The sequence below is a fragment of the Winslowiella iniecta genome, assembly GCF_001267535.1.
In the GTDB taxonomy this organism is placed as follows: Bacteria; Pseudomonadota; Gammaproteobacteria; order Enterobacterales; family Enterobacteriaceae; genus Erwinia; species Erwinia iniecta.
Genome location: NZ_JRXE01000038.1, coordinates 14,339 through 40,681 on the forward strand (window position 1 = coordinate 14,339; position 26,343 = coordinate 40,681).

Genomic DNA, 26,343 nt, shown 5'->3' on the forward strand with positions numbered 1-26,343 from the left:
GAATCCTGCGACGCCGGGATCGTTGCTGTCTACTGCTGGCATTGGACCGGCGATAATCAGGCGACCCTCGTCCTGCAGCAATTGCAGGCGTGCAAGATGAGCAGGGCGCACGGCGGTGCGTTTTTCCAGTGAGTCAGCATTATCTTCAGCGTAAATTACATAGAGCACGTTCAGAACTCCTGTCGGGTCATTGAGATTCGGCGATCACGTTAAGTCATCATTAAACAATGTGCAATTGAAAAGATACTCGCGGATTGATTGCCGCTCATTCTGCTACCCACTGCTGTAATGCCCGCAGGCTAAAGCTGACGCGGCCTCTTTATCACGGTTGCGGCTAACTCTGGCGAACTTACGCTGCGCTTGCGAGGTTGTACATCCGTCAGGAACGGCGACGGTTTGGGTCCGGATTGCTCAAGGATATCGAAGCCGCACGCTTGCACCAGTTGCTGATACATTTCTGCGATGCTGGCATCCTGCATAATTTCCGTGAGGGGCTGCGGCGTAATGATATCCGGCGTGGTGGTGTCCGGAGACGCGGATAACTCGCGAGCATTCTGACCGGCAACCGGTTGATTTAACCAGTCCAGAATCTCATTACTGTGTGCTGAAGCCGGGGACTGTTGTAATTTCAACAGATGGGCATCGATATCCTGTGATACCTGCAGCAGGTCATCTTTATTACTGGATTCTGGAAAGTAGTGGTTAAATGCCGTAATGACTGACTCTTTCGCCGGGGGGCGGCTATCCGCCAGCACCAGCGCGCTATACACCATGGATGCATTTACCGGTTGCGGCATCGCCGGATTTTCCATTAGAGCATTGATTTTTCGACTTTTCTCTTCCTGACTGTTTTCCGATGAGACAGTCCAGTTTCTGACGACCCAGTTTCTTAGTGCGTCACTGACTCCACCCGTTACCTCAGTGACCGCTATTCTGATCTGGTTTTTGAGCGGCGCATTTTGGTTATACAGTGACCTCAACGCCGTATGCAGTTTTTGGACATCACGCCACTGCTGCATATTGGGCTGATTTAACAGGGTAACCAGCCGTTCGACTACTGACCCTTTGGTGTACTCCCAGCACTCTTTCAGCATCTTTAATTGTTCAACCGCGCCAGTGGTTCCTCTTGAATTATAAATTTGGTAAACGGTGGCCAGCCCGGGTACACCCTCACCCAACAAGTAAAATAAGGCGATATACAGCGTCCTGGCATTGAGATCGGCGGGGCGGTTGGGCAGTGCCAGCAGCAGTTCGATTTTTTCTCGTACCGGAATGTCTTTAGACTCAGGCCAGTGCTGATTGACCCATGTCCTCAGTTGGGGACTTAACACGATTTTATTGGCAGCGAATGCTTTATGAATAGTGCTCTTGCCGAAGATACTGTCAGGATCGAACGTCAGCAGTGCTGTCCGCAATTTTTTTGGCGTAAGGTCTGCTGGTGCATCCTTGCGTTTGAGTAGCGTCAGTAACTGGAACTCGATGGAACCGCTATCACTCAGATTAGTTTGAATCCAGTTGACTAACTCTGGGTCGGCTTCTGTCGGCTTTTCATGAAATGCATATTCGACTGATCTTGCACAGGGGGCATCGCTGTCGATCAGGCTCAACGCTTTGTGCACCTCTGACGGCTTAAGATTGTCAGGCTTGTCCGGTGCCAGCAAAAGCTGTCTGACTCGTCCCTGCCTGTTGCATCCGGCACTCATCCACCAGTACTTATTACACCATCTGACTACTTCTTTACGCGCATTCTGGCGGATAGCCGCTTCCGGACTCAGATGTTGCAGGCATGAGGCGCTGCCCTGCATGTCATGTTGCATTGTTTCTGCGACTGCTGATGGCAAAGGAGCCTGCTTGATTTGTGCCACTTCACTCTGCAACTGCTGTATAAGCGCTAATTTCTCCAGTTGCTGCACTTGCTGGAAACGTTGAAAATGTTGAAAGCGCACAAATTGCTCATATTGTTGAAACTGTCCAAGCAGGTTTAATTGTGTTAACTGCTCTGCCGCTCTGTCCGTTCGCAGATGCTGCGGCATCTCTGGCAACTGACCGAGTCTGGCCGGGCTCTGTGATGCGCCGATAATCTTGCTCATCACGCCGGAGGTGGCAGTGTTGGTCGTCACCGTCGCAGAGCAGGTTGAAGCGGCAGATGAGGATGTGACAGCGGGGAAATCCCTGGCCATATTGCTCTCCTGAGTAGTAAGCATCTGTGGAAAGAGCTTAATAATATCCCTGCTGACTGTATTCGATTTACAATATCCGCCTTTATCCTGTCGCTGATGGCAATATCCCCACGGGTCATTGCCTGGCTTCAGGCCTTTTACCCGCGCAGAGCGTGACCAAACGCGATTAAGCGCTTTTCGGTGGCTTTAATCAGACTGTTTGTTGAAACTGATTGCTATTTGCATTTACTATTGTCGCCTGATTAAAATAGCTGAATGACTATGACGACGCTCACTACAACATTGTCCCGACGTTCCCCCTTGCCACTGCTGCTGTCTGTCGCGCTGCATGGCACGGTGATTGCGGGTTTGCTCTATGCTTCTTTTCACCAGGTTGTTGAAGTACCGAAAGCGTCTCAACCCATCAGTGTGACGATGGTTGCTCCTGAAGTGCAGCCAGAGCAACAGCCTGCGCCGGTGGTGGAACCGATTGCGGAACCTGAACCTGAGCCGGAACCGGAACCAGAACCGGTGCCGGAACCACCAAAGCCTGAACCGGTACCGATGCCTAAACCGGAACCGAAGCCGAAACCGAAGCCGGTTAAAAAAGAGGTGGTGAAGCCGAAGAAAGAGGTGAAGGCGAAAACGCCGCCGCGTGAAGCCAATCCGTTCCAGAAAGATACGCCTGAGAAAGTGGCTCCGAAACAGTCCACCGCGCCGAAACTGTCAAATGCACCAGAGTCGAAAGCGGTGCCTACAGGGCCGCGTGCGCTGAATATCGGTAAGCCGGGTTATCCGGCGCGTGCCGCGGCATTACGCATCGAGGGCAAAGTGCGGGTGCAGTTTGATGTCGACAGTTCAGGTCAGGTGGGTAACGTACGCATTCTCTCAGCGCAACCGCGCAATATGTTTGAGCGTGAAGTGAAGCAGGCGATGAAGAAGTGGCGTTATGAAGCGGGTAAGCCGGGTAACAATATCACCATGAATATTGTCTTCCGTCTCGATGGCGGCAGCAGTATCGAATAAGCCGGGCGGCTGGCGAGGGCAGGGCGGATAATATCCGCCCTGAGCATTATGGCTGGCTGTCGTGATTGAGATTGCCTTTACCCACCGGCAGCGGGCGCGGTTTGCCTTCAGGATCGACGGCAACATAGATAAACACTGCTTCGGTCGCGCGATAACGCTGACCAATGGGCTCGGAAGAGACTTTTTTCACCCACACTTCGACATTAATCGTGATCGAGCTGCTGCCGGTTCGCATGCAGCGCGCGTAACAGCACACCACATCACCGACCGCCACTGGCTTAAGAAAGGTCATGCCGTCGACCCGCACTGTAACCACACGGCCTTCGGCAATCTCTTTTGCCAGAATCGCGCCACCCATGTCCATTTGCGACATCAGCCAGCCACCAAAAATATCGCCGTTGGCATTGGTATCGGCGGGCATAGCCAGCGTACGCAGTACCACTTCACCCTGCGGGGATTTCTGTTTCTCGTCCATTGCTTCGCTTCTTATCAAGGCGGCCAGATGGCCTGAAGTGCCCGGCCAGACAGCCGGGCAAAGTGAGTTATTTTTGTTCTTGCGGCATCAGACGATAGATATAGACACCGCTGACGAGGGTAAATACCAGCGTCAACCCGGTCAGGCCGAACACTTTAAAATTAACCCAAAATTCCTGCGACAGCCAAAAGGCAACATAGATATTTGCCAGTCCACAGGCGAAGAAGAACAGCGCCCAGGCAACATTCAGTTTGCGCCAGGCCTGTTCAGGTAGCTGAATTTCTTTACCTAACATGCTTTGAATTAACGGTTTTTTCATCCAGAACTGACTGAACAGCAAGGCAACGCCAAACAGCCCGTAAATCACCGTGACTTTCCACTTAATAAACTCATCGTTGTGGAAAACCAGTGTCAGGGTGCCAAATACCGCGACCAGCACAAAGGTGAAAATTGTCATTTTTTCCAGCTTGCGATAAAGCACCCAGCTAATGACCAGCGCCAGACCGGTGGCGACAATCAGCGCGCCCGAGGCGACGAAAATGTCGTATAGCTTATAAAAGACAAAGAATACTACCAGCGGGAGAAAATCGAGTAACTGCTTCATAAAAGTTTCCAAATCACTGACGGGGCATCATTCAGAGTCGGCATACCCGTTACGGGTATGCCTTACTGTTTAACGTAACAGCATATACAGCCGATACAAATAAATAATCAATATGGCTGAAACAAGATTGCTGATGGCGTTAAATACTACCGAAGCAACATTGGCGGGCAATACGGTGAAAGAGGTTGCCAGCAACATCAGCAGGATTTTCGCCAGTAGCCAGAAAATGATGGCGGGTGCCACCAGTTTCATCTGACCCCAGACCAGGCGGACGCTGGCGCGCATTGAGGCAAATACGCCGCTTTTCTCGGTCGCCAGAATCACCGGCGAGAGTGCCAGCAAAGTGGCCAGCAGCACGCCCGGCACCACCAACACCATAAAGCCCAGCTGAACCACCAGCGTCATCAAAAAGGTGAGCAGCAGCAAACGTGGCAGCATCGGTGCTGAAGCACCGATAGCGCGCAGGGCGCTAACCCGTTGCCCGGCGGAAACCATCGGGATCAGACAGAGCATTCCACCTAACAGCAACACATTACCGACCAGTGACGCAAAGGTGCCGGCAGCAGACGCGCGCAATAACACCTGCTGCTGCTCTGGCGTCATGCTTTGCACCATTTCAAACAGCGTAGCCGCGCTGCCACTGTCGCCTTCGCTCAATATCGACATCTGATCGGCATTGGGCGTCAGGGCGTGACCAATGATCACCGTAATAAATGAGGTCAACAGCGCCATCAGTAAGATAGTAATTAATTGATGGCGCAGGAAATTTCCCGTGTCACGGTATAGCGATCCCGCCGTGATAGACATGTACACTCCTTTAGTGGAAAACCGGGTTTTATATACCCGGCGATTGTACATGTTCTGACAGGAAGCTGGCACCCTGACTTACATAACTTTCGGTTATTGCAGCGATTGCTGGATGAAAAAGCGGCGGCAGGCCGTATTTTGCCCGCGCCCGGTCGCAAGCATCATTCGGCTCACCATTTTCACCTGCCATCTGAAATTCCCGACAGGGCGTCGGGCGATGCTCATAAATACCGCATGAGACACAGCCACCAATCTCTCCCTGCAACGAGGTACAGCGTGGTGTTTTACTGTTGGTGCCCGCCATGGCACGCAGAAAAGGGGTCAGAGGTTCAGTCAGTTCTGCTGGCACGCAGCCGCCGCCATCATTGGCTTCAGCCCAGTAGAAAGAGACACGGAAATAGGCGCAGCAAGCGCCACAGGTTACGCAAGGATTAAGGGTATCGCTCATTTGATCGCCCGCCCCTCCTGAGGCTTCGAACCAAAATCACATTAATGGAGACAAGCAAAATATCCGCTTCCTCGCTTTTCTTCAATGGCTTTATTCGTGTAACGAATTTGAAACAAATTGATCCAGATCAATGCATTGAATGTTAAGAGATATGAAACAATTGATTTGCATGATCTTTTGTAAATCTACTGTCAGTATGTGCCGCGCGATATTAATCAGAACACCTCAAAAGAGGTAGCAAACACAACGCGATAACAACAGGAGTGGTTATGAAGTTGGCAGCGGTAATCCTGGCAATGACAGCAGCAATGCCAGTGGTAGCAAGTGCGCATCAGGCAGGTGATTTCTTTATGCGTGCCGGTTCGGCGACGGTACGCCCGACGGAAGGATCGGATAATGTGCTGGGTATGGGCTCATTCAGCGTGGATAACAATACTCAGCTTGGCCTGACGTTTACCTATATGGCCACCGACAATATCGGTGTCGAGCTGCTGGCGGCGACCCCGTTCCGACATCGGGTTGGCCTTGCTGCTACCGGTAATCTGGCTGAAGTGAAACAGTTACCGCCAACGTTGATGGCCCAGTGGTACTTCTTCGACAGTAACAGTAAGGCGCGTCCGTATGTGGGTGCCGGTATCAACTACACCACCTTTTTTGACGCCGACTTCAATCAGACCGGGCGTGATGCGGGCCTTAGCGATCTGAGCGTCAAAGACTCCTGGGGTCTGGCCGGACAGGTGGGGCTGGACTATGAAGTCAGCCCTGACTGGATGCTGAATATGTCGGTGTGGTATATGGATATCGATACCGAAGTGAAATTTAAGGCTGGCGGCGAAGAGCAGAATATTAAAACCCGGATTGATCCCTGGGTGTTTTTCTTTGGCGTGGGCTACCGTTTCTGACCCCTCTGGTAAACTTTCAGGTCATGAAGTGATAAGGGCAAAAGTTTGCCCTTTTTTACGTCGTCAGACTGAACGGCTAACTCTCATCACGAATATCCGTGGTCGGTCCGTTTTGCTGTACCGACTTTATTCCTGTATGTGCCGCTTGTTTTGACGTGTACATCTCGCTGGTGGCGATCACCTCGCCATTGGACGCTTTCAGGACAAAGTAGAATTCTGTTTTAACCGTAGATTTGCTTCTCTTAATTACGTAGTAACCCATGGCTGTCTCCTTATTCCGTCGCACCGTGCGACCGGTTCAATATTGACCATAAATCGCGCCTTATCAATAAGTTTTGTTTAACAGTGTGAGCGGTGATATGCCAGTCCTTTTGCGCGCTATCGCCAGGAGAGGGGAAAGATCTCAGGATTATCGCTGCGTGGAGAGGAGATAGCTGCAAAAAAATGGCCGGGAATTATCCGGCCAGCCTGGTCACGAACGGTGGGTTATTTAATCTGCATATTATTGACTACAGATTTCACACCCGGCACGGTACGTGTCACTTCTACGGCACGATTTGCCATTTGCGGTGAGGCGACAAAACCACTTAGCTGTACGCGGCCTTTAAAGGTTTCGACATTGATCTCAGTCGATTTCAGTGAGTCTTCACGCAGCAGCTGCGTTTTAACTTTGGTGGTCACCACCGTGTCATCAATGTATCCGCCGGTGCCTTCTTTGGTTGATGTTGGCGCACAGGCACTGACTGCCAGCGCAACCACAGCAGCAATAACTGCACCACTTACGACTTTAAATAACTTCATTGTTTATCTCCCTGTCACAATCAATGGATATGGCCGTCATCAACGACGGAACCTCTATTATTGTCGGACAGAAAAAAGAAATGTACAAATTACTGAGGCAAAAAAACAGAAAGGAAAGAATGCCTTATCGTTTGATAAGGCATTTTAATTTATAGCTGGTTACTGTTTACAGACATTAACGCGAGGCGGCCTTCAGACTACTGACAAAATTATACAGTTCAGTCAGCATAACATCCGGACTGGCATGATTTCGCTCGATGATCTTTACAATTGCTGAGCCAGAAATTGCACCGGCAGCACCAGACGCAATCGCTTCTTTTACCTGCGAAGGCTCGGAGATACCAAAGCCCTGTAACGGCGGTGCCGCATGATATTCGCGCAGTTTATCCACCAGGTGTTTTAGCGGCAGGCTGGCGCGGGTCTCTGCACCGGTCACCCCGGCACGTGACAGCAAATAGGTATAGCCACGGCCATGGGACGCGATTTCACGCAGCAGGTCGTCATCGGCATTCGGTGGGCAGATAAAGATCGGCGCGATATTATGGCGCAATGCCGCCTGGCGGAAAGGTGCAGACTCTTCAACCGGTACATCGGCCACCAGCACTGAATCAACGCCCACTTCTGCGCAACGCGCATAGAAGTTATCAATACCGTTGGAGAACACCAGGTTGGCGTACATCAGCAGCCCAATGGGTAAATCCGGGTATTTCTGACGAAGGGTCGCCAGCATGTCGAAGCAGTGAGCAGGGGTGACGCCGGAGGCAAATGCGCGCAGGTTAGCGCCCTGAATCGTCGGGCCATCGGCCAGAGGGTCGGAGAACGGTATTCCCAGTTCCAGCGCATCTGCGCCCGCCTCAACCAGCGTATCAATGATTTTCAGCGACAGACCAGGGGAGGGGTCGCCAAGCGTGACAAAAGGCACAAATGCACCCTGTTTCGCCGCGTCGAGACGGTTGAATAATTGCTGATAACGCTCCATCAGATCTCTCCCTTCGCTTTCAGAATATCGTGCACGGTGAAAATATCTTTGTCGCCACGGCCGGAGAGGTTCACCACCAACAGCTGCTCTTTTTCCGGATTTTCAGCGATCATTTTTAGCGCGTGGGCGAGTGCATGTGAGGATTCCAGCGCCGGGATAATGCCTTCGGCGCGGCACAGCGCTTTAAACGCGTCCATCGCTTCGTCGTCGGTAATTGAGACGTAATCAGCGCGGCCAATGCTGTTCAGATAAGCATGCTGTGGGCCGACCGACGGAAAGTCGAGACCGGCAGAAATCGAGTAGGACTCTTCAATCTGACCCTCTTCGGTCTGCATCATCGGCGCTTTCATACCGAAATAGATGCCGACACGGCCATGCTTCAGCGGCGCGCCATGCTCACCGGTTTCGATACCGTGACCGGCCGGTTCGACGCCAATCAGGCCAACCGATGCCTCATCGATAAAATCGGCAAACATACCAATGGCGTTCGAGCCGCCACCGACACAGGCCAGCACCGCATCCGGCAGACGGCCTTCGCGCTCCAGAATTTGTGCTTTGGTCTCTTCACCGATCATCCGCTGGAATTCGCGCACGATGGTTGGATACGGATGTGGACCCGCAGCAGTGCCCAGCATGTAGTGTGAGTTTTCATAGCTGCCGGACCAGTCGCGCAGCGCCTCGTTGCAGGCATCTTTCAGCGTGGCGGAACCACTGTGAACCGGAATCACTTCGGCACCCATGAGGCGCATACGGAACACATTTGGCGACTGGCGTTCAATATCTTTTGCACCCATATAGATGCGGCATTTCAGACCCAGCAGAGCGCTGGCCAGTGCCGAGGCGACGCCATGCTGGCCCGCACCGGTTTCGGCGATAATCTCGGTTTTCCCCATGCGTTTCGCCAGCAGCGCCTGACCTAACACCTGGTTTGTTTTATGCGCGCCACCGTGCAGCAGGTCTTCACGTTTCAGATAGAGACGGGTTTTCGTCCCCTTGGTCAGATTCTGGCACAGGGTCAGGGCGGTCGGGCGACCGGCATAGTTTTTCAGCAGGTCGGTAAACTGCGCCTGAAATTCCGGGTCGCGCTGGGCGCTGACAAAGGCTTCTTCCAGCTGGCGTAGTGCTGGCATCAAAATCTGCGGCACATACATACCGCCAAATTCGCCAAAATAGGGGTTTAATAAGGTCATGATATCTCTCTTAATAAGCTTTCAGCGTCTGAAATACGGCGGCAATTTTAGCGTGGTCTTTAATGCCCGGTGCGCTTTCCACACCCGAGTTAAAGTCCAGTCCGGCACAGCCAAGTTGCGCGGCGGCGACACAGTTATCTGCGCTTAAGCCACCCGCCAGCAGCACATCGCTCAGCGGCTGGCCGTTCAGCAGCGACCAGTCGAACGGCTTGCCGCTGCCGCCGTTACCCTGATCAAAGACATAGCGGTCAATATGTTGCCAGTTGCGCGCAGGCAGGCTTTGCTGCACGCTGAGTGCTTTCCAGATTTGCACTGTTGCCGGTAACTGTGCGCGTAACGTATCAACAAACGCCTGATCTTCCGCGCCATGCAACTGCACCGCATACAGTGACAGCGCCTGCGCGGTAGTGGCCACCTTATCAGGCGTATGATTGCGGAAAACACCGACGTATTTCAGCGCGGCTGCGGCTGACACCTCACGCGCTTGCTCAAGACTAATCTGACGTGGCGATCCGTCAGCAAAAATCAGTCCACCGTAAATTGCGCCCGCCTGATATGCTGCCACGGCATCTTCTGCGCGGGTCAGGCCGCAGACTTTATTCTCGCCCAGCAATACCCGACGTACTGCTGCATCCAGATTGTCTTCGGACATCAGCGCCGAACCGATCAGAAAACCATTGGCAAAATGGCTAAGCTCGCGCACTTGTGCATAGCTGTTAATGCCCGACTCACTGATCACCGTGACGCCATGCGACAGGAGTGGCGCCAGCTGACGCGTGCGGTTCAGGTCAATCGACAGATCGCGCAGGTCGCGATTATTGATGCCGACCACTTTCGCCTGTAGCGCAATCGCGCGCTCCAGCTCGTCTTCATTACTGACTTCGGTCAGTACGCCCATATTCAGGCTGTGTGCCACCGCCGCCAGCTGACGATATTGCTCATCATCCAGCACCGATAGCATCAGTAAAATCGCATCGCCCTGGTAATAACGCGCCAGATAAATCTGGTAAGGGTCGATAATAAAGTCCTTGCACAGCACCGGCTGGGTAATCGCCGCGCTGACAATCGGCAAGAAATCGAAGCTGCCGTGGAAATATTTCTCGTCGGTTAACACCGAGACTGCTGAGGCATAGGATTTATAGACGCCAGCAATGGTCGCCGGATCAAAATCGTCACGGATCACCCCTTTCGATGGCGAAGCTTTTTTGCACTCAAGGATAAAAACGGTACGCGCTCCCTGCAATGCATCATAAAAATTACGGCTTGCCGGTACCACGTCATTCTGAAACGAGGCCAGCGGTTGCTGTGCCTGACGCGCTTCCAGCCAGATGGCTTTGTCCTGAACAATTTTGTTAAGTACGGTGTCCTGCATGATTATCCTCTTGCTGCCAGTGCGACGACGCGCTCCCAGGCCTGGCCACTGCGAATGACTTGCAGTGCGCGCTGGGCATTTTCACGTAAATCTTCATGTCCGAAGACTTTCAACAGCATCGCGACGTTAACCGCTACCGCCTCTTCATGGGCGCGCTCGCCATTACCCTGAAGTAATCGCGTCAGAATGTCACGATTTTCTTCCGGCGTGCCGCCCGCCAGCGCTTCCTTCGGATGGAAGCTCAGACCAAAATCTTCCGGCGTCAGCTGATAGTGAGTAATTTCACCGTCGCGCAGTTCGGCGACATGGGTGGCGCTGTGCAATGCCACTTCATCCATGCCACCGCCATGAACGACTGCCGCACGCTGATAACCGAGTACTTTCAGCGTCTGGGCAATCGGCAGCACCAGCTCAGCGCTGTAGACGCCAATCACGGCCAGCGGCGGGCGCGCCGGGTTGATTAACGGGCCGAGCACATTAAACAGCGTGCGGGTTTTCAGCTGCTGACGTACCGGCATCGCGTGGCGGAAGCCGGTGTGATATTGCGGTGCAAACAGGAAACAGACGTTCAGATCATCCAGCGCCTGACGTGCCTGCTCCGCGGGCATATCGAGGTTAATCCCCAACGCCGCCAGCAGATCTGACGACCCTGACTTACTGGAAACGCTGCGGTTACCGTGTTTGGCAACTTTCAGTCCGCAGCTGGCCGCCACAAACGCGCTGGTCGTAGAGATATTAATGCTGTTACTGCCGTCACCGCCGGTGCCGACGATATCCGCGAACATATAATCCGGGCGTGGGAAAGGCTTCGCGTCTTCCAGCAGCGCGCAGGCCGCACCGGCAATCTCTTCCGGGCGCTCACCGCGCACTTTCATCGCAATTAATGCGGCGGCAAGCTGGGTCGGTTCCAGCTGACCGGTGATAATCGCTGAAAACAGCTGGTGGCTCTCTGCCTGAGTCAGGGTTTGCGCCTGATAAAGTTTTTCCAGAATATCGTGCATCTGATTCTCCTTAGATTACGCCAGCGCCCAGGCGAGGGTCTGTTCAAGCAGGTTTGCGCCCTGAGTGGTCAGAATCGACTCAGGATGGAACTGGAAACCGCAGACGCGGTCGGCGTCGTGGCGCACTGCCATCACCATGCCGTTAAAGCTGGCGTTAATCGTTAATTCTTCCGGGATATTGCTGCCTACCAGCGAGTGGTAGCGCGCCACCGGCAGCGGATTGCTCAGGCCGTGGAACATGGCGGCATCATCGTGGGTAATCGCTGAGGCTTTACCGTGCAGAATTTCTCCCGCCTGGCCAACATGCCCCCCATAGGCTTCAACAATCGCCTGATGACCCAGACAGATGCCAATAATCGGCAACTGACCGCGCAGGCGTTGCAGCAATGCCGGCATGCAACCGGCTTCAGCCGGGGCGCCAGGGCCTGGTGACAGCATCAGCACCGGGTTTTCCATCCCTTGCAGCCGTTCAATCAGCGTATCGGCTGGCATATTGTTACGGTAAATCACCACGTTATGGCCAAAGGCGCGTAACTGGTCGACGAGGTTGTAGGTAAAGGAGTCGATATTGTCGAGCAGCAGGATATCGGCCATCAGAAAATCTCCGTGCAGTGATGAGCGGTGGCGATTGCGCGTAACACCGCGCGCGCTTTATTGCGGCTTTCGTCAGCTTCGGCTTGCGGGTTGGAGTCGAGTACCACGCCCGCTCCCGCCTGCACCGTGGCCACGCCGTCTTCAACCCAGGCCGAACGAATCACAATACAGGTATCGAGATCGCCGTTGGCGGTAAAGTAGCCGACGGCACCGCCGTAGCTGCCGCGACGGGTGCCTTCAGCGGCGGCGATCAACTGCATCGCCCGGACTTTCGGCGCGCCGCTCAGGGTGCCCATATTCATGCAGGCGCGATAGGCGTGCAGCACATCCAGGTCGCCACGCAGTTTGCCGACCACGCGTGATACCAGGTGCATCACAAATGAGTAACGGTCAACTTTGGTTAAGTCCGCCACGTAGCGACTACCAGCTTCGCAGATGCGCGCCAGATCGTTACGGGCCAGGTCGACCAGCATCAGGTGTTCGGCCAGCTCTTTATGGTCGGTGCGCATTTCCAGTTCGATACGGCTGTCGAGATCGCGATCCAGTGAGCCATCAGCATGGCGACCGCGTGGACGAGTACCGGCAATCGGATAGATTTCAATCTGACGGTCGGTCGCTTCATATTTCAGCGAGCTTTCCGGTGACGCGCCGAACAGCGAGAAGTCCTGATCCTGCATAAAGAACATATACGGGCTGGGATTGCTGTTTTTCAGCGTGTCATAAGCCGCCAGCGGCGACGGGCAGGGCAATGAGAAGCGGCGCGATGGCACCACCTGGAAAATTTCACCGATGCGAATCGCTTCCTGCATATTGCGCACCACAGCGCAGTACTCTTCGTCGCTCTGGTTGCAGCTCAGCGACATTTTCTCAACCTGTTGCACCGGCAGTGCCGGCGCGGGTTGCAGCATCTGACCATGCAACTGTTCAATACGCCCCTGTAAACGCTGGAACTCAGCGGTAGAAGGTGCGAACAGGCTGGCTTGCAGGCGTGAAGTCTGGGTCTGGTGATCAATAATCAGCAGGGTTTCGGCCAGATAGAAGCAGTAGTCCGGGCAGCGCTGCTGATTATCCAGCGCCGGCAGCGTTTCAAAACCGGCGACCAGATCGTAAGCAAACAGGCCGCCGAGCAGCATCGCTTCACGCTCTTCGACCGGCGTGTTGACCAGCGTCGGGAACAGACGCAGCGCATCAAACACCGACAGTGACCGTAAACGCGAGTCCTCATCCTGCAACTGATTGATTTCCGGAAAGGTCAGTACCCGGCCGTCGGGGCGAATCTGGTTATCCACTTCCGCAGGCAGCGCGGCATCCAGCAGCGGCAGCAGCGCACGGCCATTTTCTGACAGCGCCTGCAGAGTGACGGTTTTATCCAACGCGGTGATGCGCAGCGCGCTGTCGACAATCAGCAGGCTTTTCAGATTTTTTTTGCTGTCGATATCGGCGGATTCGAGCAGCAGAGTCGCCGGACGTGCGCCGCATAACTGATGGAACACTGCGGCCGGATCTTCGCGGTAAGGCGCGTTGCCGGTTATCAACTTCAATGTAGGTTTCGCATTTGGCATGATGATATCTCTGTTGGTATAGCTCAAAAAAAAGCCCGCTGGCGGCGGGCTTGGGTATCTGCACTGAGTTCCTCAGAATGTGCATGACGACGCCGCCCGGTCAGGGAGAAGTGCGCCACCAGCTATGCAAATTCGTGTTTAAAGAAGTCATTTTCGTGATACCCCGCATGTGAACTTGTGTACTAGTTAACTGGTTCGGGAGAAAAATGTCAATACTCTTTTTCCCTTGATGCCAATTGTCGTTATCATGACGGCATAAATTCTTAGTGTCCCGGAGTAGTTTTGACAGCCGTAACGCCCCTCAGCAATTTCCCTCTTTACGATCTCCACAGTCATACGCGTGCATCTGATGGATTACTCAGCCCTGAAGCGCTGGTATTGCGCGCGACCGACATGCGGGTGGGCGTGCTGGCGATCACCGACCACGACACTATCGCCGGTATTGCCCCGGCGCAGGCCGCGATTGACCAGCATCAACTGCCGTTACAGCTTATCAGCGGTGTTGAAGTCTCGACGCTGTGGGAAAACCATGAAATTCATATTGTCGGTTTAGGGATTAATATTCACGATGCGGGGATCAATGCGTTTCTGCAAGCGCAAAGCGATCGCCGTCTGGCACGCGCGCAATTAATAGCCGAACGGCTGGAAAAAGCGCAGATCCCCGGCGCACTGGAAGGCGCACTGCGTCTGGCCGATGGCGGTGCGATCACCCGTGGTCATTTTGCCCGTTACCTGATTGAACAGGGTAAAGGCGATAATATGGCGCAAATCTTTAAAAACTACCTGGCGCGTGGCAAAACCGGTTACGCACCGCCACAGTGGTGTACAATAGAACAAGCCATTGATGCAATTCATCATTCCGGTGGTCGTGCGGTGCTGGCGCATCCTGGTCGTTATGGTTTGTCGACCAAATGGTTAAAACGCCTGATAGCGTACTTTGCCGAGTGCGGGGGGGACGCGATGGAAGTGGCGCAGTGTCAGCAGCCACCCAATGAGCGAAGCCAGCTGGCGCAATATGCACAGCACTATCAACTGGCCGCATCGCAAGGCTCCGATTTCCACCAACCCTGTCCGTGGATTGAATTGGGGAAAAAATTATGGCTGCCCGGTGGCGTTGAAGCCATCTGGACACGCTACCCGGATATTGCGCAGTAACAATCCCGGATACCAGGGCGACAAGAGGTTAGCTATGAGTCAATTTTTTTATATTCACCCGGAAAACCCGCAGCCACGTCTGGTAAAACAGGCGGTTGAGATGCTGAATAAAGGCGGGGTGATTGTTTATCCGACCGACTCCGGCTATGCACTGGGCTGCAAGCTGGAAGACAAAACCGCCATGGAGCGGATTTGCCGCATTCGTCAGCTGGATGGCAATCATAACTTCACGCTGATGTGTCGCGATCTCTCTGAGCTTTCGACCTATGCGCATGTTGATAACAGTGCTTTTCGCCTGATTAAAAATAATACCCCAGGCAATTACACCTTTATTCTGAAGGCGACCAAAGAAGTGCCGCGCCGTCTGATGAATGAGAAGCGTAAAACCATCGGGTTGCGCGTGCCGTCAAATCCTATCGCGCTGGCGCTGCTTGAAGCGTTGAATGAGCCGATGATGTCGACCTCATTAATGCTGCCGGGCAATGATTTCACCGAGTCCGACCCGGAAGAGATCCAGGACAGCATCGGTAAAGTGGTGGATTTGATCATTCATGGCGGCTTTTTGGGCCAGCAGCCGACCACCGTTATCGATCTGACTGATGATGCACCGGTGGTGATCCGCACAGGCGTGGGTGACGTGAAGCCATTCCAGTAATCTGTTTTCGGCTTTTGCAGGGGCGGGGAGCTCACCGTCCGTGTTGAGTGTTTGCCCCCTGCGTGCCATCAGAACGGGAGCTGAAAACGGCTCCCCTACAGTGTGTTGGCGACCAGCCACTGCTGGAAATTGGCATAGGGAATATACAGCGAAACATTCTTCAGTACCGACTGTCCATTAGCGTGATTTCTCACTTTTGACGTGTAACCGACAATCACCCCGCCAATAGTGTCATCATTGTTAAACACCGCGCCGCCTGACATGCCTTTTACGACGCCAGCGTTGGAAGCCATCGCGACACATGGGCGTTTATTCCAGCCGTTACGGATTCCGGTTCGGGTTAAATTAACCCCGGAGGATTCCACTGGCATCGCCGAGATAAAACTGTAGCCGTACATTTTAATGGGATCACCGATCTCGCTGCTGCGAAACTTAGGTAAATCCTTGATGTCATTCTTATGATAAATAATGGCAACATCACAATAAGGATGATAAGCCTTTACCCGCTGCACAGAATATTTCGCCACGTGCGCGGCGGTCAGGCTGTATTCAGGGGTGATCGGAATACTGCTGCCCATCATGCCAATACCCAATACGGTGGGGATACCGGTGAAATTCAGGTCCACATGTTTCATTGCTTCGCTGCTGTACTGATATTTTCCGACAGAGCAACCTGACAGCAATAGTGTAAGCAAAACTGGCAAAAATATCAGTATTTTCATTGTGTTAAACTTTTTATTTGCGCATATCGGCAATCCCTGGTGAAGATTTTTGACATGCAAGTTCGGCGCTAAGTCAATTAGCGCAATTAACAACAGAAATTATCTGATGCGTAAGTTGTTATCGTATAATTAATAAATAGAAAATTTTTACTGTCAGTAATCGGCTATAAATAACTGTGCTGGTTATGCTGATGGTTAAATTCTACACACTATCTTAAATCAGGCAAATTAATTAAAATGCCGCAAAGTAAAAAATTATAATAATAATGGGTTAAGTTAATTTGATATTTATTTATTCTGTTTATTTGATGTTTGATATATTCGAATGCAGGTTAATTTAACTTAACACAGCATAAAAAATTAAAAGGTAAATTCAACTTGATATTAACAACTGCTCATTTGTGGAAAAGTGGTTGTCCTGACTGGTTTTTTTGCTGATGGCAACGTTAAGCTTCACTGTGCCTGATGAAAGCGGTGGGGCAGCCGCCGCCATGGTTCAGAAATCAGGCGCTCAGCGTGCCGGGCCCGCTGTTGCTATACTCGTTGAATCATTATCAATGGTAATCAACTTAGTGTAGAATGCTGTTCCCCTGAAAGAAGCTAAGTATTAACACGCTGTTTTTATTATGTTTACAGTCTGAAGCCTGGCACTCTGTCAGGGGCGAATTGACTATCATCCATGACGCCTGGGAAGGCCCGAGAATTTAGGCTTAAAATCAATCTGTTACGATTTCCTTGTTAATAAAATCAATGACTTAACAACAACAAGGTCAACGTTATGGGCAACAATTCGGTGTACAACAAAAGTCGAAACGTGAGCAACACACCCAAATACACTACGAAGCGCGGCGAAACTTTCTACATCAACTTCCGCTTACCCTCTGGCAAGTTCTTTCGCCAATCCTTAGCTACTGACTCCCTGAAAACTGCACAAGCAACCATGTCGCGGTTGTCTGCCTACATTCCTTTGGTTCAGGCAGGCCAGATGAGCGAAGAGGATTTCAAACTCAAGATTGTTGATCTCAAGGCGCTGACTAAACGCGATCTTGATAGCTTGCTGTTCAGACTGCTTGAAACAGACCTGAAAGAAGCAGAGCGAATTCCACAACTCGGTTCGATCATTAGGGCTGCTGGACTCGGGCCAGTGAATGCGGCAGATACAGTAGAAACTGCTAAAGGTTATGCAGGTGCTGTATCGGACGATCTGATAAATGGGCATTCTTTTAGTGAAAATCTAATCAAGTACAATCTCAAACACGAAGGATTTGATCCTGATTCTTTACCGTTTGAAGTGATGGTTGCGGGTAGTCGGTGGGACATGTGCAGGGCGCAACTATACGAGGCGTACCAAGCTTTTTACTCAAAAGACCTGCCAAGGTATCAGCAAATCATACAAGGGCTTAAACAGGCGCTTCCTGTTGTTCCTGAAGCGGCTGAACTTGAAGCTGATGTAGAAGAAGAAAGTGTATCAATCTTGCTGTCAGAAGCTTGGGCAATGTTTGTCAAAGACAAGGGTAGCCATTGGGTTAGGTCAATAGAGAAAGAGAACAAACGATTCTTTGAAATTTTGATTCATGTTGTTGGGGATCAGCCTGTAACCAGTATCACAAAGCAAGATATCAGGAAGACACTGGACGTCATTACTGCACTACCTAAGCGCTTTGCACACCCATACAAAACTATGACCCTTCAACAGTGCATCGATCATGATGTGCCGGAGGAAGATTTGCTTAGCAGCGCGATGGTGAAAAAGCATCTGAAGATCTATAGCTCTTTCTTCAAAGTCTACTTGAAAGATGAAAAAGACGTTCTCACCTTGGCCCCAACAGAGGGGATAAAGTATGAAGTTAAAGAGAACAGAGGCGGCAACTTCTCAGCGCCTGAGATGAAGAGGCTGGTAGCTCACCTGGACGGCCTCACTGATGATAACTGGCGTAAGGCTTACTTCCTTACCTTATGCCATACAGGAGCACGCCGGGGCGAAATTGCAGATCTAAAGGTAAGTCAGTTCCGCACCGATGAACTAACAGGGCGTAGATACTTATTTATCGAGGATGGCAAGACCGATCATGCCAAGCGACAGATCCCGGTTCATAAAAGCATCGAAGGGATTTTAGAAAAGCTGGCTGAAGGTAAAAAAATAACAGACAGACTTTTTCCTAAATTCCCAGGTTACAAAGAAGTCACTGACGCTTGGGTAACGATTATGCGCCAATGCAATGCTCCCGATTTCAATGAAAAAGGGCAGAAGAGGCGCGTACACTCGATCCGCCATTCGTTCATTACTAAGGCTTTGACTCATGCACGACCTGTTCAAGTGCAACTTGTAGTTGGTCATAGCTTGACTGAATCTCTTGGCATCACTGCGCGTTACACACATGAGCCAACCCTTGAAGAATTACTTTCTGTGGTTGATGGTATCGATTGGCGTTAAAAGGGTAACTCTCCTTGCATGTCGCAGAACTCATCTAGATCACCATTATGTGCATCTAACATCATCTGATGATGATTGAACCAGTTCCCTACTTCAAAAATCGACACAGGCTGATGCATCACGAACCAATAAGCTGTGTTCGTGGTGCGACCAAACCAAAACATCCGTTCTTCATCCTCACGCTTAGTTTCAAAGAGAACTACTGAACCCTGATCAACTCTGTCCAGAAAGCCGCCTGAGTGCACTACTGTCACCCGTTCGGCCCTTTCCCAATAGACTTGAACGCCTCTTGTTACACTAGGATCAAAACCATTCTTGTTGCCCATAAAATCACCACCATAAAACTGTATAAATACACAGTAGTTAGTGTAGGGAAGGAATGCAAGTCCTGAGTCTATGAAGAGTGGGTTTATACGTTCGATAGGCTATAACCTCGTCACAACGCTTTAGGTGACTATTGTCTGAAGGAAAGGAAACGGCTATAAGTTAGCCATAACATAAGAAATCAAAAGGTACGACCCTTGCCTAACTTTTCCGATATTGTAGATGCATACAGAAAACTCCCCACAAGCCTGTTTGTAGCAATTACTTTTTTGCTAGCAATGATTTTGTTCAGCCCCCATTCATGGACTGAGAAGTTAAACCTTTCAGAATTTAGAGCCAACTATGGAGCGTGGTTAGGACCTGCCTTTCTTTTGGTTACAGCTATTTTAGTCAGTCGTCTGTTTACATTTTTTAGCGAAAGAATAATAGGATTCCAAAAAAATAGAGAACGTCTTGAAAAATTAAAAACCTTAACTAGTGATGAAAAAGGCTACCTAAAAATATTTTTGGAAAATGATACTTCAACTATCTCAAGAGAAATTAGTGATGGTGTGATCTGCTCTCTAGAATCAAAAAGAATTGTTTATCGTTCTTCAAATTTGAGTTCTCACTGGAAGACATTTCCCTATAGTCTTTATCCGTGGGCAAGAAAAGCTTTAAAGAAACAACCTGAATTACTTAATTAGTATCTTTTTCGAAAGAATCGTAAAGTGCAATAAGCAGACTAATTCAAGGTTTATGGAGAATCAATAATGAAAGGAATTTGTAAACTATGTCTTAAAGACAGCATTTTACGTAATTCTCACATAATTCCTAGAAGTTACTATAAGAATCTCAAAGAGAATGGAAAGCTGGTAATGGTGCATAAGGGTAAGCATTCAACAGTGGGGAATTTTGATCCTAAAGAGCCAATGCTTTGTGATGATTGTGAGCAATACCTCTCAACAACATTCGAAAATTATGGCATTCGTGTTCTTAGAGATTGGAGTAATGTCAGGAAAAATAGTGACCACATCATCATAAAATCTTTCAATTACGAAAAGTATTACCTCTATTTACTAAGTATCCTATGGCGGGCATCAATTTCTAAACACTCGCACTTCCAAGGAGTTGTAGGCAATGAGAGCCTTGATGATGCTTTAAGGCATTGTATCCTCCAGAATAAGCTAAGATTCAATAAGTTAAGTAGACTTAGTATTGATAAGTTTATAAAGATCTGTATTTTTAGAATCGTGGATTCTTCAGGTACTTTCAATGATGATGCAATTAAAGGTATTGTGAGTAATGTAGGGCAATCTTATGATGATACCATTGATGCCGTAATCTGGAGTTTCATTGCTGACGGATTTTTGATTATTTACTCGATCTCGCCGGGCAAAGATTTTTATGACATGATGACTAAAAAGTATAAGTCACAATTGAATAAAGGTAGTCATCAAAAGATAATGAAAATAGAAATAAAAAATAGCCCAATCCTTTTAACAACATTCGGCAATGTGGTACAGGCTTTAGAGAATAGTATCATTCATCCGTCTCAAAACTCATAGTTGACTTACAGTTTTGACTAGATGGAACTTCAACAGTGCGGGTTAAATTATGCCCTGTGTAAATGCATAGGGCAGTTCTCCCATTCTCCACACGCTCAACATCAGTTAGCGTTACCTGCACGGCTGACGCCTTAGCCGCAGCCAGGCACAATAAAATAGTGGCTAATGTTTTATTCATTTCAAATTCCCCCGCCGTGGGCGATTCCATAAGGCCATGCCTTTACTCTACAATTGAATGCAGAAATTATCCCATCTCAACGGCTGCTTTGCTAAGCGCCGCGCATCCTGCCGGAAATCCTAAACCGTAAAATCTCAAAATATCAGTACGAATTTAACCCGCCAATAACCCGCATCAATCGTGAAAACTTGGTGTTAGGCCCTTTGATCTCACTCAAATTTGCACGTATTTAACATAATGACCATAACGTGTACTTGACTATTTTAGTCAGGTATTGCCTTTCACTTGTTTTAAACGCTTGCGAAGGCTAGAGGGCTAATTGATCGCACAATCAATGCATTTGAGAGAGATTCAGGACAACTTATCTTGTTCAGTAAATTTGTGGCTGATCATGCATGAAAAGATAGTTCTTAGGTTTTGAGGCTTTCACCTCGAAATTGTTCCAAACCCCACGAGACAGATCCGCCCACCTGAAAACTGATTTCAAATTGAAACAGTATCATCTGTAACCATCAGCATTTCGATTTTCTCAAAAAATAGAAAAAATTACGAGTTTCCGGTGCACGAATGTAGCGAAGGAAAGCGTGTGTCTAGCAACCTGGCACAGTGTAATTCCACAATTGAAAGTGAAATCTTCTCTGAAGCCTTCTGTGGTGCGGGTTCAGGAGACATTGACCAAAGTCAGCAAAGTTAACTTTCAACATTGGGATCAACAATTGAAGGTTTCAAAGTGGGTTTAGTTAAGTGGGAGATTCGGCGGGTATGTTCGGGAATACCGCTATGTATTCATGTTAATAACGGTCTATTTAATCTGGATTAGCTGAACATAATTTGACCGAATTTTTTATTTCACTTTAAGTAGAGAGGGAAGGGCGTTGTTAAGCAAATGACATCATCACGATCAAAATGTATTGTCTGCTTCCTACTCGACTGCAACCACAAAGGGAACCTGTGACAGAGATAGTTAGTGTTTTATCCCAAGATGTACGGCGCTATGCTTCAAACGGTAAGGCCAAAGGCGGTAATGACGACTGGCGCACACCGCGCCGGATGTTTGACAACCTGAACAAAGAATTCAGTTTTACCATAGATGCAGCAGCTACCAGGGAAAACCGGGTATGTGATCGCTACTTTGATATAGCGTCTGATGCATTTGCCCAAAGCTGGCAGGGTGAAAGCCTCTTTTGCAATCCTCCATACAGTCAGATCAGCAAGTTCCTGAAGAAAGCACATGAACCAGATACAGGCGTGTTTGTTGTTCCTGCACGTACACAAAGCGGGTACTGGTTAAAACTGGTCTGGACTAACTCCTATTGCCATGAGATCCGCTTCTTACACAGGAATGTGCGCTTTGTACCGCCGCCAGGCGTAGCACAAGCCGTGATAGCTAACCGTGCGCCCTTGCCAGTGGCTATCCTTGTCTATCGCAACACACCACGCACAGCAGAGCACAGAATAACGGTTTGTTGTGCTGATACCCTGTTACCGCTGACCGTAGTCAACAGAGGCGGGAAGGGGGGCAGACCTACCCTCTATGATGCTGAACAGATTGATATGGTTGTTCAGTTGTATGAGAAAGGCAGCACAATTCAAGCGATAGCAGAGGCAACAGGCATTCCCCGATCAACAGTGGGAAGGATCACTATCAGGCTGTAGCTATTTCAAATAATAAATCTCATAAAGTGGGCGGGTTATGAGAAAGGAAAAGTATCGTTTTACCGTAAGCCGGATTGAATGATAGGTGACAGATTGTCACTCATTAAGATGAACGGTAAAACTATAGGTTTACCATAGGGGAGGGGTGAAAGTACCCCAGGGGGGAGGGGGCTAACCCCCCACTATTAGATCAATTATTAAATTATTTATTAGATCATTTATTAAATCAGTATAGTAATTTCAAGATTGTTCTTTCTTTGAACAACAGTTTATAAAAGTAATGATGATCGTTTGCTCTTGCTCCGTTGTCGCCCACAGAGCAATGATTGATTGTGCTTACATCGGACGATTGCACGCCCTACCCTGACACAATGTAATTAGTGATTAAGCTTTCGATGATCGTTTACACCTCTTCTTCATCTCACCTTTGATTTGTGTGCTCCCACTGGCTACAGCCAGACACTGGACGCAAGTCCATTGCAGCCAGAACGCTAACGCCTGGCTGATCGTTTTAAAGTGGGCCGCGCCGGATATTCTCCAGAATCACAGTTAACCGTAAATTACTGATAAAAGGGCTAAATCTAAGCCGTTCTGAGGCGCTTTATAAGTGCGGGTAATACTGTTTCCTTACCTTTTAGCTTAGAACGCAATACAGAGGCTTACAGATAGGTAGAATTCGACTTGATACTATTTTTGTAAATTTACTTGCATTAATGGTGTAAGACTGGTAATCTAAGCGAGCTTATTTAAATAAATTAATAAAATTATTGACATCGGGCTTGTATTCCTATACTATGAGTATTAGGGAGATTAAACAAATTTAAATAAGGAGGCTTATGGCTGGACGTAGAAAACATTTTCCTGAAGCAGATTACGTATCACTTCTTCTTTCAGGGGAATACGAAAGAAAATCCCTTCAATCTCAAGCAGCAATCGATCCCGAATCAACAACATCTAAGAAAATCCGTGAAGCACTCGCTATACACGCCCTTCTTATTGCCGCTGAAAGACTTGTTGAACTGCGAAACCAACAATCTATAACTACCACTTAACAGGAGATCACAATATGGCCTTTGAATCTGGTATGAATCTTAAAATGAAAGCTGAACTTCGTAAGGCGCTATTTGCTGAGGCAACACGCCAGGGAATTTCACCGCCAAAGCTGATAACTAAATTGTTAGAAGCTGAACTACTTAACCCAACTCTAAATGGAGAACCGAATGAACCAAATGAAAGAAAAGCAACATCTGCAAATTGATTATGCAATCTTAGGAATAAAAAAGATCCGCTACAATGGTAAAGATTATAATTTTACTGATGCGCTGAAAACGACTTATGCTTATCTCAAAGGATGGAAAGAAGCCTTCCCAAGTTACAATAAAATAGCTGATGTATTCGGAATAACTCGTGATGCAGCAAAGGAACGAGTGAAAAGCTTAGAAGCTATGGGACTTGTAGAAAGAATTGAAAGGGCAGGGCAATCTAATTACTACATTGTGAAAGAAATAGATTTTAGTAACGTGAAAGGCCGTTCTTATTCTGAAAACAAAGGAACACGGCACGAAGTCAGAGAGCAAGAAGCTGTTACAGAAACTTCCCCGCAAGGGCCACAGCAGCCAGCTACAGACCCCGCTTTACCTTCTTCTGATGATATTCATACTCCAGCCGCTTCTGGCAGTGATGATAGCCAAGACGAACAGCACACAGAGTTGCCACCTGATACTAGAATAGAAGAAAAAACAAAGCCTGTTATTGCTTATCCGTGGGGATCATCAGGGGCGTTTAAGTCTAATGGCGATGTGACTACACCCGCTAAACAATGGGCGCTTTCACAAGCAGACGGCGATCTTTATAAAGCTGAACGTTACTTGATGGAATACCTAAGCAAATTGCTTGATAAGCCGGTAATGCTTTCTTTCGATGAAGAGGAAGATTCCGAATTCATCCCATTCTAAGGAATAATAATGAACAAGATTTATCTTCTAAATGAAGTCGCGAGTAGTAGTAGTGAGCCTATCGAGCTAATAGCACAGCGTTTAGGTTTATCAGTTGAGACTGTAGAGCGGCTAAAAATTTTGGCTAAACGATACCGAATCATAGGAGGAAAATGAGTTATACCACTACACCCAATTACAACAAGATTGCAAGTCAACAGCCTAAAAAGAAAGGCAGGCCCCGCAAGATTAGATCCAAGCAGGAACCCAAATCAGATGAACTGAAAATAGAAAAAGTCTATTCCGAAAGTCCGAGTCTTACGGAAATGGAAAAAGAAACTATTTCCGAAATACTTGATAACACTCCTGGCGTTTACTTCAAACCTCGAAACCGCTGCATAACTATTATTTATGCCCCTGAAAAATGGCACATGATCCACAATTCAAGAGAAGAATTTGAATTCTGGTGTATTTACAACCGGATTGGAAGCCCTCATTTTGATGGTTACAGTTATCAAGAAATGATGAATCAAACAAGCGAGTGGATGACGTGAATACATCCAATCCCATTTTATTACGCCGCTTAAAGAAGCACAGATAATACCGCCAGATAATTGATGCATACGAACAAAGCAAAAGTCCTTCCTGTGTGGCAAGGCAATTTATGTTATCAGAATCAGAAGCCGCATTAGTTTGCGGCATCATCCAAATTTAAAGGAGAATAACAATAATGAATGAAGAAAAACGCGATGTTAAAGCCAACTTTGACGAATTTTGGGATTGTGTAGGAGATGTTGTTTTTTCCCTCGTGCAATCAGATTACACATCTACCGATGTATTTTTATCTAACTTTGCTTTCGTGAAAGAACGGTATTTCTCGTATAATGCCACGTTGACCCCAGAGGATAGAATCTGGCTGGCAGAGAATTACCTCAGCGACTTTGTAGAGTTGCTTCAGTGCTCAACTGCAATCGCCGCAATCTCCGCCACACTTGAAGTGATAACTAAACCCGCGCCACACTCACAGATTCACTGAGTGCATGAATATGCACTAATAGCGAATAAAATCGCTAAATTCGTTGCGTTACATCCGTTTCTATGCTAAAATAACTATGTAGGGGAAGAACTCAACTTCCAGCTACAGCAGGTTGCCGCGTTCACCTGTATTACGAAAGGACTGATTATCCGAACTGCACAAAATTTAAATCGGAAACGATCTAAATTGGTTATCTAAACCAAAAGTTCCCGTCTTGTGCTTTAAGGCTGTGGCAGCCAAAGACACGCATACGACTTAGGGGTTGTATGCATCTTAAAGTAATTTAAGGGGGTATAATCCCCTTCCTATTTAACGCGGCGCTTATGGCGGTGCGATTGAGCGGGGTAAAACATTACTTCCATTATGTTAGGGCTGATCGTCTCATTCCGAAAGGCCCACTCCTTTAAAACCATAATTTCCTAAAATTTAAATTGGTGATTCGGCTCCTTAACGGGGCCTTTTTTTTATGGAATAAATTCTAAATGAAAGATGCAATTATAAAAAAAGCAATGCCAGATGGTAAGGTCGCTATCACAATGTTTGCTGATCCAGAAGTCGCAAACGAGATTGTCCGACTTGCTAAAGAAGCAGCAATAGAAGTTATTGACGCTGGCAAGATTGAAACCGTTTCTAAATCATCTCCTGTTGAACGAGTTGCCGAAATTGCAAAGGCTTTGCAAACAAAACAAACAACGATTAAGCCTACTGCAATCAGTTCGCTTGACGCTCTCTTTTCCTCAATGGACTGACCCCACCCCGGTAGACGATCCTGCCCTACAGTT

General features: G+C 48.8%; 28 protein-coding genes, 1 pseudogene and 1 other annotated feature. Of the genes and pseudogenes, 14 read left to right on the forward strand and 15 right to left on the reverse strand.

The window, feature by feature from the left end; translation table 11 throughout:
- Both NG42_RS22280 and NG42_RS20085 read right to left on the reverse strand, forming a co-directional pair.
- A partial coding sequence (locus NG42_RS22280) for a YciI family protein (protein ID WP_241488389.1) occupies nucleotides 1-168 on the reverse strand: 168 nt, incomplete at its 3' end.
- A gap of 131 nt (nucleotides 169-299) precedes the next feature.
- Entirely contained in the window at nucleotides 300-2,180 is a 1,881-nt protein-coding gene (locus NG42_RS20085) for a hypothetical protein (RefSeq protein WP_052902560.1), read from the reverse strand.
- Between the two features lie 261 nt (nucleotides 2,181-2,441).
- On the opposite strand from NG42_RS20085, the gene tonB reads away from it, so the two are divergent.
- Nucleotides 2,442-3,185 carry a TonB system transport protein TonB gene (gene tonB / locus NG42_RS20090; protein ID WP_052902561.1) on the forward strand — a complete coding sequence of 248 codons (744 nt, stop codon included), beginning with the start codon at nucleotides 2,442-2,444 and terminating at the stop codon, nucleotides 3,183-3,185.
- A 46-nt stretch (nucleotides 3,186-3,231) separates the two neighbouring features.
- Here tonB and yciA read toward each other — a convergent pair whose 3' ends face one another.
- The 4 genes from yciA to NG42_RS20110 all read right to left on the reverse strand — a co-directional run bounded on the left by yciA (nucleotide 3,232) and on the right by NG42_RS20110 (nucleotide 5,519).
- Nucleotides 3,232-3,660, reverse strand: a complete 429-nt coding sequence (gene yciA, locus NG42_RS20095) for an acyl-CoA thioester hydrolase YciA (RefSeq protein WP_052902562.1) — start codon at nucleotides 3,658-3,660, stop codon at nucleotides 3,232-3,234.
- Nucleotides 3,661-3,727: 67 nt separating this feature from the next.
- Nucleotides 3,728-4,264 carry a septation protein A gene (locus NG42_RS20100; protein WP_052902563.1) on the reverse strand — a complete coding sequence of 179 codons (537 nt, stop codon included), beginning with the start codon at nucleotides 4,262-4,264 and terminating at the stop codon, nucleotides 3,728-3,730.
- A 69-nt stretch (nucleotides 4,265-4,333) separates the two neighbouring features.
- Nucleotides 4,334-5,071: a YciC family protein gene (locus tag NG42_RS20105; RefSeq protein WP_052902564.1), complete on the reverse strand. Its 738-nt coding sequence runs from the start codon at nucleotides 5,069-5,071 to the stop codon at nucleotides 4,334-4,336.
- Nucleotides 5,072-5,099: 28 nt separating this feature from the next.
- A complete protein-coding gene (locus NG42_RS20110) occupies nucleotides 5,100-5,519 on the reverse strand; it encodes a YkgJ family cysteine cluster protein (protein WP_052902565.1) in 420 nt (139 codons plus the stop codon).
- A gap of 269 nt (nucleotides 5,520-5,788) precedes the next feature.
- Between NG42_RS20110 and ompW the strand changes: the two genes are divergently transcribed.
- Nucleotides 5,789-6,421, forward strand: a complete 633-nt coding sequence (ompW, locus tag NG42_RS20115) for an outer membrane protein OmpW (protein ID WP_052902567.1) — start codon at nucleotides 5,789-5,791, stop codon at nucleotides 6,419-6,421.
- Nucleotides 6,422-6,497: 76 nt separating this feature from the next.
- Here the strand turns inward: ompW and NG42_RS20120 are convergent, their stop codons facing one another.
- From NG42_RS20120 to NG42_RS20155, 7 genes and pseudogenes are all read right to left on the reverse strand, one after another.
- A complete protein-coding gene (locus tag NG42_RS20120) occupies nucleotides 6,498-6,683 on the reverse strand; it encodes a YegP family protein (RefSeq protein ID WP_052902568.1) in 186 nt (61 codons plus the stop codon).
- A gap of 224 nt (nucleotides 6,684-6,907) precedes the next feature.
- Nucleotides 6,908-7,222, reverse strand: a complete 315-nt coding sequence (locus NG42_RS20125; protein WP_052902569.1) for a BON domain-containing protein — start codon at nucleotides 7,220-7,222, stop codon at nucleotides 6,908-6,910.
- 175 nt (nucleotides 7,223-7,397) lie between these two features.
- Nucleotides 7,398-8,201 carry a tryptophan synthase subunit alpha gene (trpA, locus tag NG42_RS20130; RefSeq protein ID WP_052902570.1) on the reverse strand — a complete coding sequence of 268 codons (804 nt, stop codon included), beginning with the start codon at nucleotides 8,199-8,201 and terminating at the stop codon, nucleotides 7,398-7,400.
- Nucleotides 8,201-9,394: a tryptophan synthase subunit beta gene (gene trpB, locus NG42_RS20135; RefSeq protein WP_052902572.1), complete on the reverse strand. Its 1,194-nt coding sequence runs from the start codon at nucleotides 9,392-9,394 to the stop codon at nucleotides 8,201-8,203. Before trpB ends, trpA begins: the two co-directional genes overlap by 1 nt.
- A gap of 7 nt (nucleotides 9,395-9,401) precedes the next feature.
- On the reverse strand, nucleotides 9,402-10,763 hold the full coding sequence (trpCF, locus tag NG42_RS20140) for a bifunctional indole-3-glycerol-phosphate synthase TrpC/phosphoribosylanthranilate isomerase TrpF (RefSeq protein ID WP_052902574.1): 1,362 nt from the start codon (nucleotides 10,761-10,763) through the stop codon (nucleotides 9,402-9,404).
- A 2-nt stretch (nucleotides 10,764-10,765) separates the two neighbouring features.
- Nucleotides 10,766-12,358 (reverse strand): annotated as a pseudogene (gene trpD, locus NG42_RS23715) (bifunctional anthranilate synthase glutamate amidotransferase component TrpG/anthranilate phosphoribosyltransferase TrpD).
- Nucleotides 12,358-13,920, reverse strand: a complete 1,563-nt coding sequence (locus tag NG42_RS20155; protein ID WP_052902580.1) for an anthranilate synthase component 1 — start codon at nucleotides 13,918-13,920, stop codon at nucleotides 12,358-12,360. The pseudogene trpD and the gene NG42_RS20155 overlap by 1 nt, the downstream one beginning before the upstream one ends.
- 25 nt (nucleotides 13,921-13,945) lie before the next feature.
- Nucleotides 13,946-14,047 (reverse strand) — a sequence feature (Trp leader region).
- Between the two features lie 155 nt (nucleotides 14,048-14,202).
- Here NG42_RS20155 and rnm point away from each other — a divergent pair.
- Together rnm and NG42_RS20165 are read left to right on the forward strand one after the other, a co-directional pair.
- Nucleotides 14,203-15,075, forward strand: a complete 873-nt coding sequence (gene rnm, locus NG42_RS20160; protein WP_052902582.1) for an RNase RNM — start codon at nucleotides 14,203-14,205, stop codon at nucleotides 15,073-15,075.
- 34 nt (nucleotides 15,076-15,109) lie between these two features.
- Nucleotides 15,110-15,730, forward strand: a complete 621-nt coding sequence (locus tag NG42_RS20165) for an L-threonylcarbamoyladenylate synthase (protein ID WP_052902584.1) — start codon at nucleotides 15,110-15,112, stop codon at nucleotides 15,728-15,730.
- 95 nt (nucleotides 15,731-15,825) lie between these two features.
- On the opposite strand, the gene NG42_RS20170 is transcribed toward NG42_RS20165, so the two are convergent.
- A complete protein-coding gene (locus NG42_RS20170; RefSeq protein ID WP_052902585.1) occupies nucleotides 15,826-16,452 on the reverse strand; it encodes a serine protease family protein in 627 nt (208 codons plus the stop codon).
- A gap of 778 nt (nucleotides 16,453-17,230) precedes the next feature.
- Between NG42_RS20170 and NG42_RS20175 the strand changes: the two genes are divergently transcribed.
- Complete coding sequence (locus NG42_RS20175; protein WP_052902587.1) at nucleotides 17,231-18,886, forward strand: tyrosine-type recombinase/integrase; 1,656 nt, start codon at nucleotides 17,231-17,233, stop codon at nucleotides 18,884-18,886.
- On the opposite strand, the gene NG42_RS20180 is transcribed toward NG42_RS20175, so the two are convergent.
- Complete coding sequence (locus NG42_RS20180) at nucleotides 18,883-19,212, reverse strand: hypothetical protein (RefSeq protein WP_052902589.1); 330 nt, start codon at nucleotides 19,210-19,212, stop codon at nucleotides 18,883-18,885. The two genes, NG42_RS20175 and NG42_RS20180, sit on opposite strands and share 4 nt — an antisense overlap.
- 195 nt (nucleotides 19,213-19,407) lie before the next feature.
- Between NG42_RS20180 and NG42_RS22285 the strand changes: the two genes are divergently transcribed.
- From NG42_RS22285 to NG42_RS20210, 9 genes are all read left to right on the forward strand, one after another.
- Nucleotides 19,408-19,896 (forward strand): superinfection exclusion B family protein, encoded by a 489-nt coding sequence (locus tag NG42_RS22285; protein WP_072133301.1) that lies wholly within the window; start codon nucleotides 19,408-19,410, stop codon nucleotides 19,894-19,896.
- 66 nt (nucleotides 19,897-19,962) lie between these two features.
- A complete protein-coding gene (locus NG42_RS20185) occupies nucleotides 19,963-20,757 on the forward strand; it encodes a hypothetical protein (protein ID WP_052902591.1) in 795 nt (264 codons plus the stop codon).
- 1,129 nt (nucleotides 20,758-21,886) lie between these two features.
- A complete protein-coding gene (locus NG42_RS20190; protein WP_241488388.1) occupies nucleotides 21,887-22,591 on the forward strand; it encodes a DNA N-6-adenine-methyltransferase in 705 nt (234 codons plus the stop codon).
- Nucleotides 22,592-23,427: 836 nt separating this feature from the next.
- Complete coding sequence (locus tag NG42_RS22780) at nucleotides 23,428-23,643, forward strand: hypothetical protein (RefSeq protein ID WP_156322247.1); 216 nt, start codon at nucleotides 23,428-23,430, stop codon at nucleotides 23,641-23,643.
- Between the two features lie 14 nt (nucleotides 23,644-23,657).
- Nucleotides 23,658-23,849 (forward strand): hypothetical protein, encoded by a 192-nt coding sequence (locus NG42_RS22785; protein WP_156322246.1) that lies wholly within the window; start codon nucleotides 23,658-23,660, stop codon nucleotides 23,847-23,849.
- Nucleotides 23,812-24,546, forward strand: a complete 735-nt coding sequence (locus NG42_RS20195; RefSeq protein WP_053116000.1) for a helix-turn-helix domain-containing protein — start codon at nucleotides 23,812-23,814, stop codon at nucleotides 24,544-24,546. The genes NG42_RS22785 and NG42_RS20195 overlap by 38 nt, the downstream gene beginning before the upstream one ends.
- Before the next feature lie 152 nt (nucleotides 24,547-24,698).
- Entirely contained in the window at nucleotides 24,699-25,079 is a 381-nt protein-coding gene (locus tag NG42_RS20200; protein ID WP_052902592.1) for a hypothetical protein, read from the forward strand.
- Nucleotides 25,080-25,255: 176 nt separating this feature from the next.
- The gene (locus tag NG42_RS20205; RefSeq protein ID WP_052902594.1) at nucleotides 25,256-25,561 is read left to right on the forward strand and encodes a hypothetical protein; all 306 of its coding nucleotides are present in this window, start codon (nucleotides 25,256-25,258) and stop codon (nucleotides 25,559-25,561) included.
- Nucleotides 25,562-26,043: 482 nt separating this feature from the next.
- Nucleotides 26,044-26,310, forward strand: coding sequence for a hypothetical protein (locus NG42_RS20210; RefSeq protein WP_052902596.1), 267 nt, complete (start codon nucleotides 26,044-26,046; stop codon nucleotides 26,308-26,310).
- The last annotated feature ends 33 nt before the right edge of the window (nucleotides 26,311-26,343 follow it).